Annotated in this window: 14 protein-coding genes; 3 read left to right on the forward strand and 11 right to left on the reverse strand. The window is 63.7% G+C overall.

What is annotated here, in order from left to right; translation table 11 throughout:
- Positions 1-22: 22 nt before the first annotated feature.
- The 5 genes from AC56QP_RS23625 to ubiE all read right to left on the reverse strand — a co-directional run bounded on the left by AC56QP_RS23625 (position 23) and on the right by ubiE (position 5,117).
- Positions 23-499: an NUDIX hydrolase gene (locus AC56QP_RS23625; protein ID WP_489863259.1), complete on the reverse strand. Its 477-nt coding sequence runs from the start codon at positions 497-499 to the stop codon at positions 23-25.
- 130 nt (positions 500-629) lie between these two features.
- Positions 630-917, reverse strand: coding sequence for a hypothetical protein (locus AC56QP_RS23630; RefSeq protein ID WP_489863258.1), 288 nt, complete (start codon positions 915-917; stop codon positions 630-632).
- Positions 918-1,137: 220 nt separating this feature from the next.
- Positions 1,138-2,607 carry a bifunctional phosphopantothenoylcysteine decarboxylase/phosphopantothenate--cysteine ligase CoaBC gene (gene coaBC / locus AC56QP_RS23635; RefSeq protein ID WP_489863257.1) on the reverse strand — a complete coding sequence of 490 codons (1,470 nt, stop codon included), beginning with the start codon at positions 2,605-2,607 and terminating at the stop codon, positions 1,138-1,140.
- Between the two features lie 88 nt (positions 2,608-2,695).
- The gene (ubiB, locus tag AC56QP_RS23640) at positions 2,696-4,270 is read right to left on the reverse strand and encodes a 2-polyprenylphenol 6-hydroxylase (protein WP_489863256.1); all 1,575 of its coding nucleotides are present in this window, start codon (positions 4,268-4,270) and stop codon (positions 2,696-2,698) included.
- A gap of 70 nt (positions 4,271-4,340) precedes the next feature.
- On the reverse strand, positions 4,341-5,117 hold the full coding sequence (ubiE, locus tag AC56QP_RS23645; protein WP_489863255.1) for a bifunctional demethylmenaquinone methyltransferase/2-methoxy-6-polyprenyl-1,4-benzoquinol methylase UbiE: 777 nt from the start codon (positions 5,115-5,117) through the stop codon (positions 4,341-4,343).
- 134 nt (positions 5,118-5,251) lie between these two features.
- Between ubiE and AC56QP_RS23650 the strand changes: the two genes are divergently transcribed.
- From AC56QP_RS23650 to AC56QP_RS23660, 3 genes are all read left to right on the forward strand, one after another.
- Entirely contained in the window at positions 5,252-6,226 is a 975-nt protein-coding gene (locus AC56QP_RS23650) for an adenosine deaminase (RefSeq protein ID WP_489863254.1), read from the forward strand.
- Between the two features lie 148 nt (positions 6,227-6,374).
- The gene (gene upp / locus AC56QP_RS23655; RefSeq protein ID WP_010911460.1) at positions 6,375-7,004 is read left to right on the forward strand and encodes a uracil phosphoribosyltransferase; all 630 of its coding nucleotides are present in this window, start codon (positions 6,375-6,377) and stop codon (positions 7,002-7,004) included.
- A gap of 115 nt (positions 7,005-7,119) precedes the next feature.
- A complete protein-coding gene (locus tag AC56QP_RS23660) occupies positions 7,120-7,683 on the forward strand; it encodes a TIGR02281 family clan AA aspartic protease (RefSeq protein WP_489863253.1) in 564 nt (187 codons plus the stop codon).
- Here the strand turns inward: AC56QP_RS23660 and deoA are convergent, their stop codons facing one another.
- The 6 genes from deoA to AC56QP_RS23690 form a co-directional block, all read right to left on the reverse strand.
- Positions 7,684-9,003 (reverse strand): thymidine phosphorylase, encoded by a 1,320-nt coding sequence (gene deoA, locus AC56QP_RS23665; protein WP_489863252.1) that lies wholly within the window; start codon positions 9,001-9,003, stop codon positions 7,684-7,686.
- A gap of 142 nt (positions 9,004-9,145) precedes the next feature.
- Entirely contained in the window at positions 9,146-9,955 is an 810-nt protein-coding gene (locus AC56QP_RS23670; protein WP_489863251.1) for a purine-nucleoside phosphorylase, read from the reverse strand.
- A gap of 13 nt (positions 9,956-9,968) precedes the next feature.
- Positions 9,969-10,361 (reverse strand): cytidine deaminase, encoded by a 393-nt coding sequence (gene cdd, locus AC56QP_RS23675; RefSeq protein WP_489863250.1) that lies wholly within the window; start codon positions 10,359-10,361, stop codon positions 9,969-9,971.
- 176 nt (positions 10,362-10,537) lie between these two features.
- A complete protein-coding gene (locus AC56QP_RS23680; protein ID WP_489863249.1) occupies positions 10,538-11,509 on the reverse strand; it encodes an ABC transporter permease in 972 nt (323 codons plus the stop codon).
- A gap of 1 nt (position 11,510) precedes the next feature.
- The gene (locus tag AC56QP_RS23685) at positions 11,511-12,650 is read right to left on the reverse strand and encodes an ABC transporter permease (RefSeq protein WP_497101012.1); all 1,140 of its coding nucleotides are present in this window, start codon (positions 12,648-12,650) and stop codon (positions 11,511-11,513) included.
- Positions 12,647-14,179, reverse strand: coding sequence for an ABC transporter ATP-binding protein (locus AC56QP_RS23690; protein WP_489863248.1), 1,533 nt, complete (start codon positions 14,177-14,179; stop codon positions 12,647-12,649). The genes AC56QP_RS23685 and AC56QP_RS23690 overlap by 4 nt, the downstream gene beginning before the upstream one ends.
- Positions 14,180-14,334: the final 155 nt, after the last annotated feature.

Below are 14,334 nucleotides of genomic sequence, written 5' to 3' on the forward strand. Positions count from 1 at the left end.
GACGACACCGGCGAGCGAGGTCTTACGTCGGATCGACCGGCAGGGGCTGGGCAATCGTCAAGGTCTTCACCAGCGTCGAAAGGTCCGGTTCATCGATGAGCATCGCCGCGTCGGCCGGCGACAGCCAGGCCCGTTGCCGTCTCCTGGCTTCCTGCCAGTCGGCCAGTTCCTCCGTCACTTTCAGCAGATAGACGATGACGTCGACGCGGACAAAGCGGTTGGCCAGCCGCTTCCAGTAGGAATAGGTGCCCGCCGGCTCCTTCAGCGTCTTGCCGAGCACGCCGGCTTCCTCCTGCGCCTCGATGGTGGCCGCCTTGCGCCCGCTCTTGCCTTTCATCGGCCAACCCTTGGGCACGATGAAGCGCCTGGTCGTTCGCGACGTGACCAGCATCACCTCGATATCGCCGCGGGCGTTCAGCCGAAAGGGGATAGCCGCCACCTGGCGGATCCTCTCGCCCTTCTTTGCCTTGCGCGCGGCCTTTTTCTTGGTGGCTGCCATTCGTAAACGATCCAGTCGAAGCAATGCCGCATAGCGCGACGGGGACACCGGTGCAAAACCAAAACGTCCGCCGGCGCCGCGAGGCATCCGAATACATAAGTCGGCTAAATAAATGAAAAACGCCGGCTTGTCAGCGGCAATTGGTTACAGCGGTGTTGCCGATTATCTGCGTCTGGCAGCTTGGCTCGAGTTGCGGCACGACCGGACGCGGCTGCGGCACGATCTGGCGGTCCTGGTCACGATACTGCTGCTGCTGCTGCTGGTATTGCTGCCGCTGCACCCTGTTCTGCAATATCTGCAGGTCGTTCTGCCGGATCAGTGCATTGCCGGTGGAGTCGAGGACCTGCGCGGAGGCCGGCAAGCCAACGCCTGCCAGCATTGCCGCCATGAAAACCATCGATGGTCGAAGCGCCGACATCCACTCATTCCCACTCAACAGATACTTACCCCTAATATAGGTCGTCCGTCCGGTTCTGCCATATGCGGGCGACGATCGAAACGAAATCGGTTTGTCGTCGTGATCTCGCCGAGGCAAGGCAAAGGTGGCATCTTCCAAAAGTGTTCGATGAGCGGCGGTCGCGGCGCGCCTCACAAGCGGCAGAATGTTTGGGTAGCGGGTGTCCCTCCGCCGGCAATGCTCACACGACAATCGTTTTCAACCGTTCGGCGATCAGCGCGGCGAGCCGCGCGGCCACCTCGTCCTTGCCCATCTCCGGCCATTCCTCGATGCCAGCCTTCGACACGATCCGCACCCGATTGCGATCGCCGCCCATCACCCCCGAAGGACCGATGCCGCTGGTCTGCGACACGTCGTTGGCGACGATGAAATCGGCGCCTTTCTTCCTGAGCTTGGCCTCGGCGTTGTGCAAAAGGTCCTGTGTCTCGGCGGCGAAGCCGACGACCAGCATCGGTCGCTGCCTGTGATGGCCGACGCCGGCGAGGATGTCGGGGTTTTCGACCATGCGCAGCACCGGCGGCCCTTCGCCGGCGACCTTCTTGATCTTCTCACCGGCCGAATTCTCGGTACGCCAGTCGGCAACGGCGGCGACGAACACCGCCGCGTCGGCGGGCAGAAGCTGTTCCACCGCATCGCGCATCTCTTGCGCGCGTTCGACATGGATGGTCTTCACGCCGGTAGGGTCGGCGATGCCGACGGGGCCGGAGACGAGGCGCACATCGGCGCCGAGCCTCGCCAATGCCGCCGCGATGGCGTGGCCCTGCTTGCCGGACGAACGGTTGGCGATATAGCGCACGGGATCGATCGGCTCATGTGTCGGGCCGGAGGTGACGATGATCTTGCGGCCCGACAATGGTTTCGGGCTCACATCGAGCAGCGCCTCGATCGCGGCGACGATCTCCAGCGGCTCGGCCATGCGGCCTTCGCCCGCCTCGTTGCTCTCGGCCATCTCGCCTCTGGCCGGCCCAACGAAGGTGATGCCGTCCTTCTGCAACGTCGCGCGATTGCGGCGTGTCGCAGGATGTGCCCACATTCTGGGGTTCATCGCCGGTGCCATCAGCACCGGCTTGTCGGTGGCGATCAGCACTGTTGAGGCAAGATCGTTGGCGTGGCCATTGGCAAGCTTGGCCATCAGGTCCGCGGTGGCAGGCGCCACCACCAACAGGTCTGCCTCTCGCGACAGTCTGATATGGCCGACATCGTGCTCGTCCTTGCGGTCGAACAGTTCGGTGAAGACATGGTCGGCGGAGAGGGCGCCGACCGACAGCGTGGTGACGAATTCCTGCGCCGCCGCGGTCATGACCACCCGCACCGCGGCGCCGCGCTCGCGCAGCCGGCGGATCAGATCCAGCGCCTTGTAGGCAGCGATGCCACCGCCGATGATGAGCAGGATGCGTTTGCCTGAAAGCGTGCCTCGCGGAAAGATCTTGCCTGCGGGGGCGCCAGCCGGGATCGCCGCGCCGTGCGCGCTGGTCAGTTCGCGCAGTGTTTTCTCGATCTGGTCGATACGGCCCGGACCGATCTCACCGTCAACAGCGGCCCGGATCATGACCCGCGCCTGCTCTTCCATGGAACGGTCGTTCTCCGCCGCCAGTCGACGCAGCAGCTCCTTGACCTCATCGTCAAGGTTGCGGATGGTGATGCTGGCCATTTGATTGCACTCTGCCGCTACTACCGATCTCAATGATAGCAATGCAATCAAATCGCTGCAAGTTCCGAAGCAGGATTCCGCTTTGGCGCTAGATGATCTTCCAGGCGATATAGACCAGCGTCAGCGCGATCACCCACAACGCCAGGCGACCGGAACGGCTGTAGCGCGCCTCGGCCTTGCCGATGGCACGGGCAGTGGTCTCGTCGAAGCGCAGGCCGTGCTCGGCCATCAGGTCGATCTCACGCGACAGCCGCTCGGTGCGCGCGGCGAGCTCCGGCGCCTGGCGGGCCAGCGTCAGCAGCGCCTTGGCGCTATCGCGTACATCGATCATCATACCGCGCGGGCCAAGGTTGCCGGCGATCCAGCCGCCGACCACCGGCTCGGCCGTCTTCCACATGTTGAAGGCCGGGTCGAGCGTGCGCGCCACACCCTCGACCACCACCATGGTCTTCTGCAACAGGATCAGTTCCGGCCGCGTCGCCATGTCGAAGAGTTCGGTCACTTCGAACAGCAGCGTCAAAAGCTTGGCCATCGAAATGGTCTCGGCCGGCTGGCCGTGGATCGGCTCGCCGATGGCGCGGATCGCCTGTGCGAAAGCCGCGACATTGTGCTGGCGCGGCACGTAGCCTGCCTCGAAATGCACCTCGGCGACACGCAGGTAGTCGCGTGTGATGAAGCCATAGAGGATTTCGGCGAGGAAGCGGCGCTCCTTCTTGCCAAGCCTGCCGGCAATACCGAGATCGACGGCGACGATGGTGCCGTTCGCCTCGACGAACAAATTGCCCGGATGCATGTCGGCGTGGAAGAAGCCGTCGCGCAAAGTATGGCGCAGGAACGACTGGATGAGGTTGGCAGCGATCGCCTTCAGATCGTGCCCGGCAGCCTCCAGGCCGGCAATATCGTTCATCTTGATGCCGTCGACCCATTCCATGGTCAACACGTCGCGCCCGGTGCGCTCCCAGTCGACGGATGGCACACGGAAGCCAGGATCATCCCTGGTGTTCTCGCCGAGCTCCGAAAGAGCGGCCGCCTCGAGGCGAAGATCCATTTCGATCTTGGTGGTCTGCGCCAGCGTCTCGGTCACCTCGACCGGCCGCAACCGGCGTGACGACGGGATGTATTTCTCCTGAAGGCGAGCGGCGAGGAAATAGCTTTCGAGATCCTGGAAGAAGCGGCGGCGCACGCCCGGCCGGATGACCTTGACCGCCACCTTAGTGGCAACGCCGTCATGGATGGTGTCGGCGGCATGGACCTGGGCGATGGAGGCGGCGGCAACCGGATCACCGAATTGCGCATAGAGATCGCCGACCTTGCGCCCGAGCGAGGCTTCGATCGCCGCGATCGCCTCGGCCTTGGGGAAGGTGTGCATCTTGTCCTGCAACATGGCGAGATCGAGCGCCATGTCATTGCCGACGACGTCGGGCCGTGTCGCCAGGAACTGGCCGAGCTTGACATAGGACGGCCCGAGCCGGACCACCGCCTTGGCCAGCCGGTCGCTGCGCTCATAGGCGAGCGCGCGGCGGCGGGTGAACAGCCGCGCCAGCCGCCAGCCGAATTTGGGCAGGCCGTTCAGTTCCTCGCCCGGCAAGGCGGCGACGACGCCCTCGCGGACCAGCACCCAGCCGGCCCGCACCAGCCGAAATCCTGCGCTGACAGTGCTCATGGCTGCACCCGTCCCGCCGGGTTCTTCAACCGGCGCAGGGCACATCGATCATGAGAAATGCTTGACGGCCTCAAAGCTTCCAGCCCGAATGCAGCGCCGCGATGCCGCCGGAATAGTTGCGGAAAGAGACGCGATCGAAGCCCGCGCGGGTGATCATGGAAGCAAAATTCGCCTGGTTGGGAAACCTGGCGATCGATTCGACCAGATAGGAATAGGGCTCGCCGTCGCCGGTGACCATCTTGCCGATCCTTGGGATGGCGTTGAACGACCAGGCTTCGTAGGCCTTGTCGAGCAGCGGCATCTCGACTTCGGAAAATTCGAGGCACAGGAACCGCCCGCCCGGCTTCAGCACGCGGAATGCCTCGCTGAGCGCGACATCGATGCGCGGCACGTTGCGAATGCCGAAAGCGATGGTGTAGGCGTCGAAGGTGGCGTCAGCGAAGGGCAGTTCCTCGGCGTTGGCCTCGACGAAATCGGTGTTGCCGGACAGGCCCTTCTTTTCGGCCCGGTCGCGGCCTACGGCAAGCATCGAGCCATTGATGTCGAGCACCGTGGCATGGGCCTGACCGTTGCTGGCCTCGACGATGCGGAAGGCGATATCGCCGGTGCCGCCGGCAACGTCGAGCACGCGCCAGCCCGCCCGCTTTGGCGGATTGAGCCAGGTGACCATGGCATCCTTCCACAGCCGATGCAGGCCAGCCGACATCAGATCGTTCATCAGGTCGTAGCGGTTGGCGACCTTGTGGAAAACATCGTTGACCAGGGACTGCTTGTCGCCAGCCCCTACACGCTTGAAACCATAGGAGGTCTCCATGCCGCCCGCGGCCGTGGTTCTCTCAACTGACATTTTTTTGATCCGTCATAAAACCGGCGGGACCATAGCCGATCGATGGTGCGGGCGCTATTGTTTAAGGCGCGGTGTTCGGCCGCGCTTCCAGGTGGTGGGTTTTCAAGACCTGGACTGACCGACGGGATGATTGAATGCTTTTGAAAGCGGAATTGCACTGCCACATTGAAGGGGCAGCGGCGCCCGAACTCGTCATCCGCCAGGCGCAGAAATACGGCAAGGACACCTCCCCCTATATCCGGAACGGTTCATTCGTCTGGCACGATTTCACGTCCTTCCTCGCGGCTTACGACTTTTCCTCCGATCTGTTCCGGACGGAGGAGGACTATGCGCGGCTGGCCGATCATTATCTGACCAGCCTCGCCCGCGACGGGGCGATCTATTCCGAGGTTTTCACCTCGCCGGATCATGCCAAGAAGGCCGGCCTGTCGCCCAAGGCCTACACCGATGCGCTCGGCGAAGGCATGGCGCGGGCCAAGGCCAAGACCGGCATCGAGGGCCGCATGATCGTCACCGGCGTGCGTCATGTCGGCGTCGAGTCGATCGAGCAGGCGGCACGCTTCGCGGCGCGCTGCGGGCATCCGCTGGTCACCGGCTTCGGCGTCGCCGGCGACGAGCGGGTAGGCGAGATGGAGGACTATGTCAGGGCTTTCGAGATCGCCCGCGAAGCCGGGCTCGGCATTACCGTCCATGCCGGTGAACTGACGGGCTGGGAGACTGTCCAGGCGGCGCTCGATCACATCCGCCCGTCCCGCATCGGCCATGGCGTGCGCGCCATCGAGAACCCGGACCTTGTCCGGCGCATCGCCGACGAGGGCGTGGTGCTGGAATGCTGTCCCGGCTCCAACATCGCGCTCAAGGTGTTCGACAGTTTCGCCGATCATCCCTTTCCGGCCCTGCGGGCCGCCGGCTGCAAGGTGACACTGAATTCCGACGATCCGCCCTATTTCTGGACCTCGCTGAAGCGCGAATACGACATCGCCGCCGAGCATTTCTCGATGAACGAAAAGGCGCTCACCGCCGTTACCCGCACCGCCATCGAAGCCGCCTTCGTCGACAGGAAGACCAAGACCGCGCTTCTTGCCCGCCTGAACGGCGCCTCCCGCTGATTTCTTCCGACAAAGCTGTGGTCGGTGCAGGCCAAGCGGTTCCTTGGCCGGCGCATTGCCGCTAGGGTTCGCCCAAGCAGCTTGAAGCGCGGCGCGTCCGAAAGGGTCCATGCGCGCGCTTTCGGGCGACACGCATCAGGAGAATATCATGAAGGGCGTCACCGTCGTCGACCATCCGCTTGTCCAGCACAAGCTGACCATCATGCGCAAGAAGGAAACTTCGACGGCCGGCTTCCGGCGGCTGCTGCGCGAGATCTCGCTGCTGCTCGGCTACGAGGTCACGCGCAACCTCGAATTGACGACGACGACGATCGAAACACCGATCGAGACCATGGAGGCGCCGACGCTGGAGGGCAAGAAACTGGTCTTTGCCTCGGTGCTGCGCGCTGGCAACGGTTTGCTGGAAGGCCTGCTCGACCTGGTGCCGGCGGCCCGCGTGGCCCATATCGGCCTCTACCGCGACCACGAAACGCTGGAGGCGGTCGAGTATTTCTTCAAGGCGCCGAGCGATCTCGCCGACCGGCTGGTCATCGTCGTCGATCCGATGCTGGCGACCGCCAATTCGGCGATCGCGGCGATCGACAAGCTGAAGGGGCGCGGCGCCACCAACATCCGCTTCCTCTGCCTGCTGGCGGCGCCCGAAGGCATCGAACGCTTCACCAAGGCGCATCCGGACGTTCCGGTCTTCACCGCTTCCATCGATCGCCAGCTCAACGAGAAGGGCTACATCATGCCTGGCCTCGGCGACGCCGGCGACCGCATGTACGGGACCAAGTAGTACCAAGTTGCCTGGTACGATTTACCAAACGTTTACGCAAAGGGCCGGTTCTGGCGCGCGTTAAAGCGGCAAACACCATCCGGGATTAAGGATTGGCGGTCACAAAGGCCGATCCATGCTGCGCAAGTTTCTCATCCTTGGCGTTTTTGCCGGTGCATCGGCATCGATACCGATTGTGTATCAGTCGAATCCGCGGATCCTCGAAAACCTGCTGAAATCGACGGCGACGAGCAAGCCCGCGGTGGAGGCCCAGCCCGACGTCAACCTGGCATCGGTCCCCGGCAAGCCGGCGGCGCCGCTGCCGCTCGGCCGCAAGGTTGTCGTTACGGCGGACGAGCGCGGGCACTTCTCGTCGGCCTTCAAGCTGAACGGACGTCAGGTCGACGGCATGATCGACACCGGCGCGACACTGGTCGCCATCAACACCTCAACGGCACGCAGGATCGGGTTGTCGCTCAACCCTTCCGATTTCAGCCACCAGGTCAACACCGCCAACGGCACGATCAAGGCTGCCGTGGCATCGATCGACCGGCTACAGATCGGCACCATTACCGTTGATGACGTCCAGGTCATCGTGCTCGACGACAGGGCTTTGCACACCAACCTGATCGGAATGAGCTTCCTCAATAGGCTCAGTAAATACCAGGCCGAGAACGGCACGCTGCTGCTTGTCCAGTAATTAGCCGCGCGGCAGAATCCGCCTGATCACCGACTTGTCGGCGGCCGGTTTCGAAGCGCCGATCGCATAGGCCGAAAGCACGGCGTCGGCGGCGGCCTCGGCATCGGACGGCGAACGGGCGTGGATCAATGCGAGGGGCTCGCCAGTCCTGACCTCGGCGCCGATGGGCAGCAGCCTGGTGATGCCGACCGCGGGGTCGACCTTGTCGTCCGGCCGTGTGCGCCCGCCTCCCAGGCCAACCACGGCGAGCCCGATGTCGCGGGTCGCGATACCGGTGACGAAACCGTCTTCGGTCGCCTTGACGGCAAATTCGGTCGCTGCCGTCGGCAAATATTTCTCCGGCTTCTCGATGAAATCGGCGGGGCCACCGAGAGCAGCCACCATGCGCGCGAAGGTGGCGGCGGCACGGCCGCTGGCGAGCGTTTCGCTGGCGCGGCGCATGCCATCCTGGTTCGATGACACCAGTCCCGCCAACTGCAGCATCTCAGCGGCCAGCGCCAGTGTCACGTCCTCCAGCCGACGGTCACGAAGACGACCGGTGAGGAAATCGACGGCATTGCGCACCTCTACGGCATTGCCCGCAGCCGAGGCCAGCGGCTCGTTCATGCCAGTAATCAATGCCGAGGCCTTCAGACCGGCGCCGCTGGCGATTTCGACCAGGCTGTTGGCGAGGGCCGTCGCGTCGCGCGACTTTTCCATGAAGGCGCCGTTGCCGACCTTGACGTCGAGCACCAGCGACTGCAGGCCGGCGGCCAGTTTCTTCGACAGGATCGAAGCGGTGATCAGCGGCACCGATTCGACCGTGCCGGTAACGTCGCGGATTGCATAGAGCCGGCGGTCGGCGGGGGCGAGATCGGCGGTCTGGCCGATGATGGCGCAACCGGTTTCGAGCACCGCCTTGCGAAACAGCGCGATATCGGGTTGGCTGACATAGCCGGGGATCGCGTCCATCTTGTCCAGCGTGCCGCCGGTGTGGCCGAGGCCACGGCCGGAAATCATCGGCACATAAGCGCCGCAAGCGGCGACGATTGGCGCCAGCATCAGCGAGACATTGTCGCCGACGCCGCCTGTGGAATGCTTGTCGGTGACCGGGCCGGGCAGGTCCGACCAGTCGAGGACGTCGCCGGAATCGCGCATGGCCAGCGTCAGCGCCACCGCTTCGTCACGGTTCATGCCGTTGAAGAACACCGCCATGGCGAAGGCGCCGACCTGGCCATCCGAAACGGCGCCGTCGGTCACGCCCGTGACGAAGCTGGTGATCTCTTGCGCCGACAGTTTCAGGCCATCACGCTTGCGGCGGATGATTTCTTGCGGGAGCATGGCGCTTTACCTTTCCCCTTGCGGGGGTCCGAAGGACGCGCAAGACCAGTGGCTTGCCCGGGAAGGCCGTTCCACACAGCGGAGCGGGGCGGACAGGGCCCGCTCGTCGACCCTCTCCACAAGGGCGAGGGCAAAAACCGCTTCACCCATCCAGCAAACCTTCCTGGAACAAATGCTGCAGGATCGTCGCCAGCCGCGCACCACCGACCGGCGCCATGTCCTTGGTCTCCTGGTGCGAAAGCTCAGCCCCGGTCATGCCGGCCGCCAGGTTGGTGATTACGGAGCAGGCCGCGACACGCAGCCCAAGGAAGCGGGCGAGGATGACCTCCGGCACGGTCGACATGCCGACGGCGTTGGCGCCCATGATGCGCGCCATGCGGATTTCGGCGGGCGTTTCGAAGCAGGGACCGGAAAACCACATGTAGACGCCCTTGTGAAGCGCGGTGTCGGTCGCCTTCGCCGCGCGTTCGAGCGCCTTGCGGATACCGGCATCATAGGCTTCGGTCAGGCCGACGAAGCGGCGGTCGCTGGGCTCGCCGATCAGCGGATTGGTGCCCGAGAAATTGATGTGGTCGGTGATCAGCATCACCGAGCCCGGCAGCATATCCGGATCGACCGAACCGGCGGCATTGGTGAGGATCAGTTTTGTGATGCCGATACCGGAAAGCACTTCCAGCACCGGCCGCATCGCCGCGGCGTTGCCATGCTCGTAATAGTGGGCGCGGCCGGACAGCGTCAGCACCGGCACGCCGGCAAACAGCCCCGCCACCACTTCGCCGGCGTGGCCGGTGACGCCGCTTCGGGGAAAACCCGGCAAGTCGGCATAGGGGACACGGATCGGATCCTCGATCTGGTCGACCAGCCCGCCCAGGCCCGAACCCAGCACCAGCGCGGCCGTCGGTGCCAGGCCGTCCAGCCTTTCGACGAGATGGTCCAGCGCCTTTTCCATCATTGCACCCAGCTCTTCATTTCAGGATATCGCCCCGGAAGCCGTAGGGCAGCATCTCGCCCATGGTCACAGTTTCGGCGACGCCGGTATTGTCACAGAGATAGAGCTTTGTGTCCGGCCGGCAGAATTCGGCCAGCCGCTGACGGCAGCCGCCGCAAGGCGAGCATTTCGCCATGCGTTCGGCAACGACGGCAATTTCGACGATCTTGCCGCCGCCACCCATGATGTAATGGCCAAGCGCGGTGGTTTCGGCGCACCAGCCTTCCGGATAGGAGGCAATTTCGATGTTGGCGCCGGCAAAGACGCGTCCATCCTCGGTGCGAAGTGCTGCCCCCACCGGAAACTTAGAATAGGGCGCATAGGCCTTGGCCATGGCCGCCTTGGCCGCCTCGAACAGATCATGCGACATTCAGTTGTTCTCTCCGATGATCGTGTCCAAAACCCGACATCCCGCTTGAAGCGCGTCGCGTCGAAATGGATTCATTCGACGCGCTTCAAGTATTGTTTCCAGCTTGTCGTCGTCTCAAGATCGGGGCCATTTTTCGAGCGACATGCATTAGCCTGAGCGGACCCCGCAGTTTGGGCTCAGCGTTCCTTGACGTAGGGCACACCACCGGCACGCGGCGGAATCGCCTTCCCGATGAAGCCGGCGAGCAGGATGACGGTGAGGATGTAAGGCAGCGCCTGCATGAACTGCACCGGCACCTTGCCGATGATGGGCAGTGGCGAGCCCTGGAGGCGGATAGACAGCGCGTCGAGGAAGCCGAACAACAGACAGGCGAACATGGCGTTGACCGGCTTCCACTTGGCGAAGATCAGCGCGGCCAGCGCGATGTAGCCCTTGCCGGCGGTCATGTCCTTCACGAAGCCGCCATTCTGCACCATCGACAGGTAGGCTCCGGCGATGCCGGTCAGGATGCCAGTGCAGATCAGCGCCCGGTAGCGCAGCCAGGCAACGGAAATGCCGGCCGTGTCGACGGCGGCCGGGTTTTCGCCGACGGCGCGCAGCCGCAGGCCAAAGCGGGTGCGGAACAGCACCCACCAGGTGAAGGGCACCATCAGGAAAGCGAGATAGACCAGGATCGAGTGGCCGGAGATCAGTTCCGAATAGATCGGTCCCAGGATCGGCACCTCCCTGACCGCATCGGCGCCGGGCCAGACAATCGCGTCGAACCGCTCGCCCGGCTGCAGCGCCGGCGTGCGCCCGCCTTGCTGGAACCAGGCCTGGCCGAGAATGATGGTCGACCCGGCGGCGATGAAATTGATCGCCACGCCGGAGACGATCTGGTTTCCGCGATGGGTGATCGAGGCAAAGCCGTGGATCATGGCAAACGCGACCGAGATCAGGATGGCCATGCCGAGGCCGAGCAAGGCCGAATGGAAAACGGAAGCGGCCGCGGCACCGGCAAAAGCCCCGACCAGCATCTTGCCCTCCAGCCCGATGTCGAAGATGCCGGCGCGCTCCGAATAGAGGCCGGCGAGGCAGGCGAGCAGCAGCGGCACCGACAGTCGGATGGTCGAGTCGAGTATCTGCACGATGGCAATGAAGACACCCATCTCAGGCACCCTTCCCTTTGACCGCTTCCATGCCGACTGTTCTCGGACTGAACGAAGCGAACAGCGCCTGGATGTAAGGCCGGAACATATGCTCGAGCGCGCCGGCAAAGAGGATGACCAGACCCTGGATGATGACGATCATGTCGCGGCTGATTGCCGGCATCTCGAAGGCGAGCTCTGCGCCGCCCTGGTAAAGCATGCCGAACAGGATCGCCGCCAGCACGATGCCGACAGGGTGCAGACGGCCCATCAGCGCAACCGCGATGCCGACGAAACCGGCGCCGCTGACAAAATCGATCGCGACATTGTGCTGGTCGCCCATCACCGGGTTGAGCGCCATCATGCCGGCCAGAGCCCCCGAGATCATCATGGCGGTGATGATGATGCGGGTCTCCGAAATGCCGGCATAGCGAGCCGCCTTCGGGCTGTGACCGTAGGTGCGCATCTCGTAGCCGAGCTTGGTGCGCCAGATCAGCAGCCAGACCAGGAAGGCCATGATCAGCGCCAGCAGGAAGGTGATGTTGAGGGGGGCCGAATGGATCTTGGCGCCGAACAGTTCGATGACCCAGTTAAGCTTCGGCAGTTCCGCGCCTGCGAGGAAGTTGCGCGTCTGCGGCGCCTGCGACCCTGCCGGCTTCAATGGGCCTACCAGCAGGAAAACCATGATCGAGGCGGCGATGAAGTTGAACATGATTGTGGTGATGACGATGTGCGAGCCGCGCTTGGCCTGCAGATAGGCCGGGATAAGCGCCCACAACGCTCCGACGACCGCCGAAGCGACGATGGCCAGTGGGAAAGTGAGCCACCATGGCAGCACGCTGTCGAAGGCAAGACAGACGATGGCGATACCAAGGCCGGCGATGTAAGCCTGCCCCTCGGTGCCGATGTTGAACAGGCCGCAATGCGCTGCCACCGCCACCGAAAGCCCGGTGAATATGAATGTGGTGGCATAGAAAAGGGTGAAGGCGATGCCGGTTCCCTTGCCGAAAGCGCCTTCGACCAGGATGACGGCGGCGCGGAACGGATTTTCGCCGACTAGAAGCACGACGAAACCGGCGACGACGAAGGCAACGAACAGATTGATCAGCGGGATCAGGCCATAATCGGCCCAGGCCGGCAATTTGGCGTAAGGCGTGCTCATTGCGCGGCCTCCTGGTGCTCGACGCCTGCCATCAGGAGACCCAGTTCACCCTCGCTTGCCTCGGGACCGCGTTCGCCGACGATGCGGCCGGCGAACATCACCAGGATGCGGTCGGAGAGCGAACGGATCTCGTCGAGCTCGACCGAGACCACCAGCACGGCCTTGCCCTGGTCGCGCATGGCGATCAGGCGCTTGTGGATGAATTCGATGGCGCCGACATCGACGCCGCGCGTCGGCTGGCCGACGATCAGTACGCCGGGGTCTTGTTCCATTTCCCGCGCGAGCACGATCTTCTGCTGGTTGCCGCCGGAGAAATTGGCCGTCTTCAGCCGGCAATCCGTCGGGCGGATATCGTATTTGGCGATCTTGTCCTTGGCATCGTTGCGGATGGCGTCGATGTTGAGGAACGGCCCTTTGAGGTAGCGGGGGTCGTCGTGATAGCCGAGAATGGAATTCTCGTTCTCCTCGAAGGCCAGCACCAGCCCGACATGATGGCGGTCCTCCGGCACATGGGCGAGGCCCCGGTCGCGCAACTCACCGGGATCGGCCGCACCTGTGAGGTCGATCGGTTTGCCGTCGAGCATGACCGAGCCGGAAACGGCGCGCCGGATGCCCGAAATCGCCTCGAGCAGTTCGGATTGTCCGTTGCCGGCGACACCGGCGATGCCGACGATCTCGCCGGCTCGAATGTCGAAGGAGATGTCGTCGACCATGGTGACGCCGCGAGAATCCCTGACGGTCAGGTTCTTGACCGCGAGCTTGACGTCGCCGGCGGCGGCTTCGCCTTTTTCGACCCGGAGCAGCACGCGGCGCCCGACCATGAGTTCGGCCAGTTCCTCCACCGTTGTTTTCTTCGTCTCGCGCGTCGCCACCATCGTTCCCTGGCGCATCACCGACACCGTGTCGGTGATGGCCATGATCTCGCGCAGCTTGTGGGTGATCAGCACCACGGTCTTGCCCTGTTCCTTCAACTGCTTGAGGATGCGGAACAGGTGGTCGGCCTCGGCGGGTGTGAGCACGCCCGTCGGTTCGTCGAGGATCAGGATCTCTGCGCCGCGATAGAGCGCCTTGAGGATCTCGACGCGCTGCTGCAGGCCGACCGGCAATTCCTCGACGATCGCATCGGGGTCGACTTCCAGCCCGTATTCGCGCTCGAGACGCTCGAGTTCCGAGCGCGCCTTGGCGATGCTCCTTTTCAGCAGCGCATCGCTTTCGGCGCCGAGGATGATGTTCTCCAAGACCGAGAAATTGTCGACCAGCATGAAATGCTGATGCACCATGCCGATGCCGAGCGCGATGGCATCGTTGGGCGTGCTGATCGATGCCGGCTGGCCGCCGACGCGGATCTCGCCGCTGTCGGCCTGATAGAAGCCATAGAGGATCGACATCAGCGTCGACTTGCCAGCGCCGTTCTCGCCGACAATGCCGTGGATGGTGCCGCGCGCGATCTCCAGATTGATGTCGCGGTTGGCGCGCACGGCGCCAAAACTCTTGTTGATGCCGATCAGCTCGATTGCGGCTTGCGCCATGCAGCCTGTCCCACTCTTATTTTTTTATCGCTTGGTCAAAACGCCTAGCATGACGCTCCGCCCGTGCCAATTGCCGGAGCGGCGTCCACTCTCGACAAATCCCGGTGCGCTTGTCAATTTCCAACGTGGCCGGGGCCTACACATTTGCTAATATG

The sequence above is a fragment of the Mesorhizobium sp. RCAM 05104 genome, assembly GCF_059683645.1.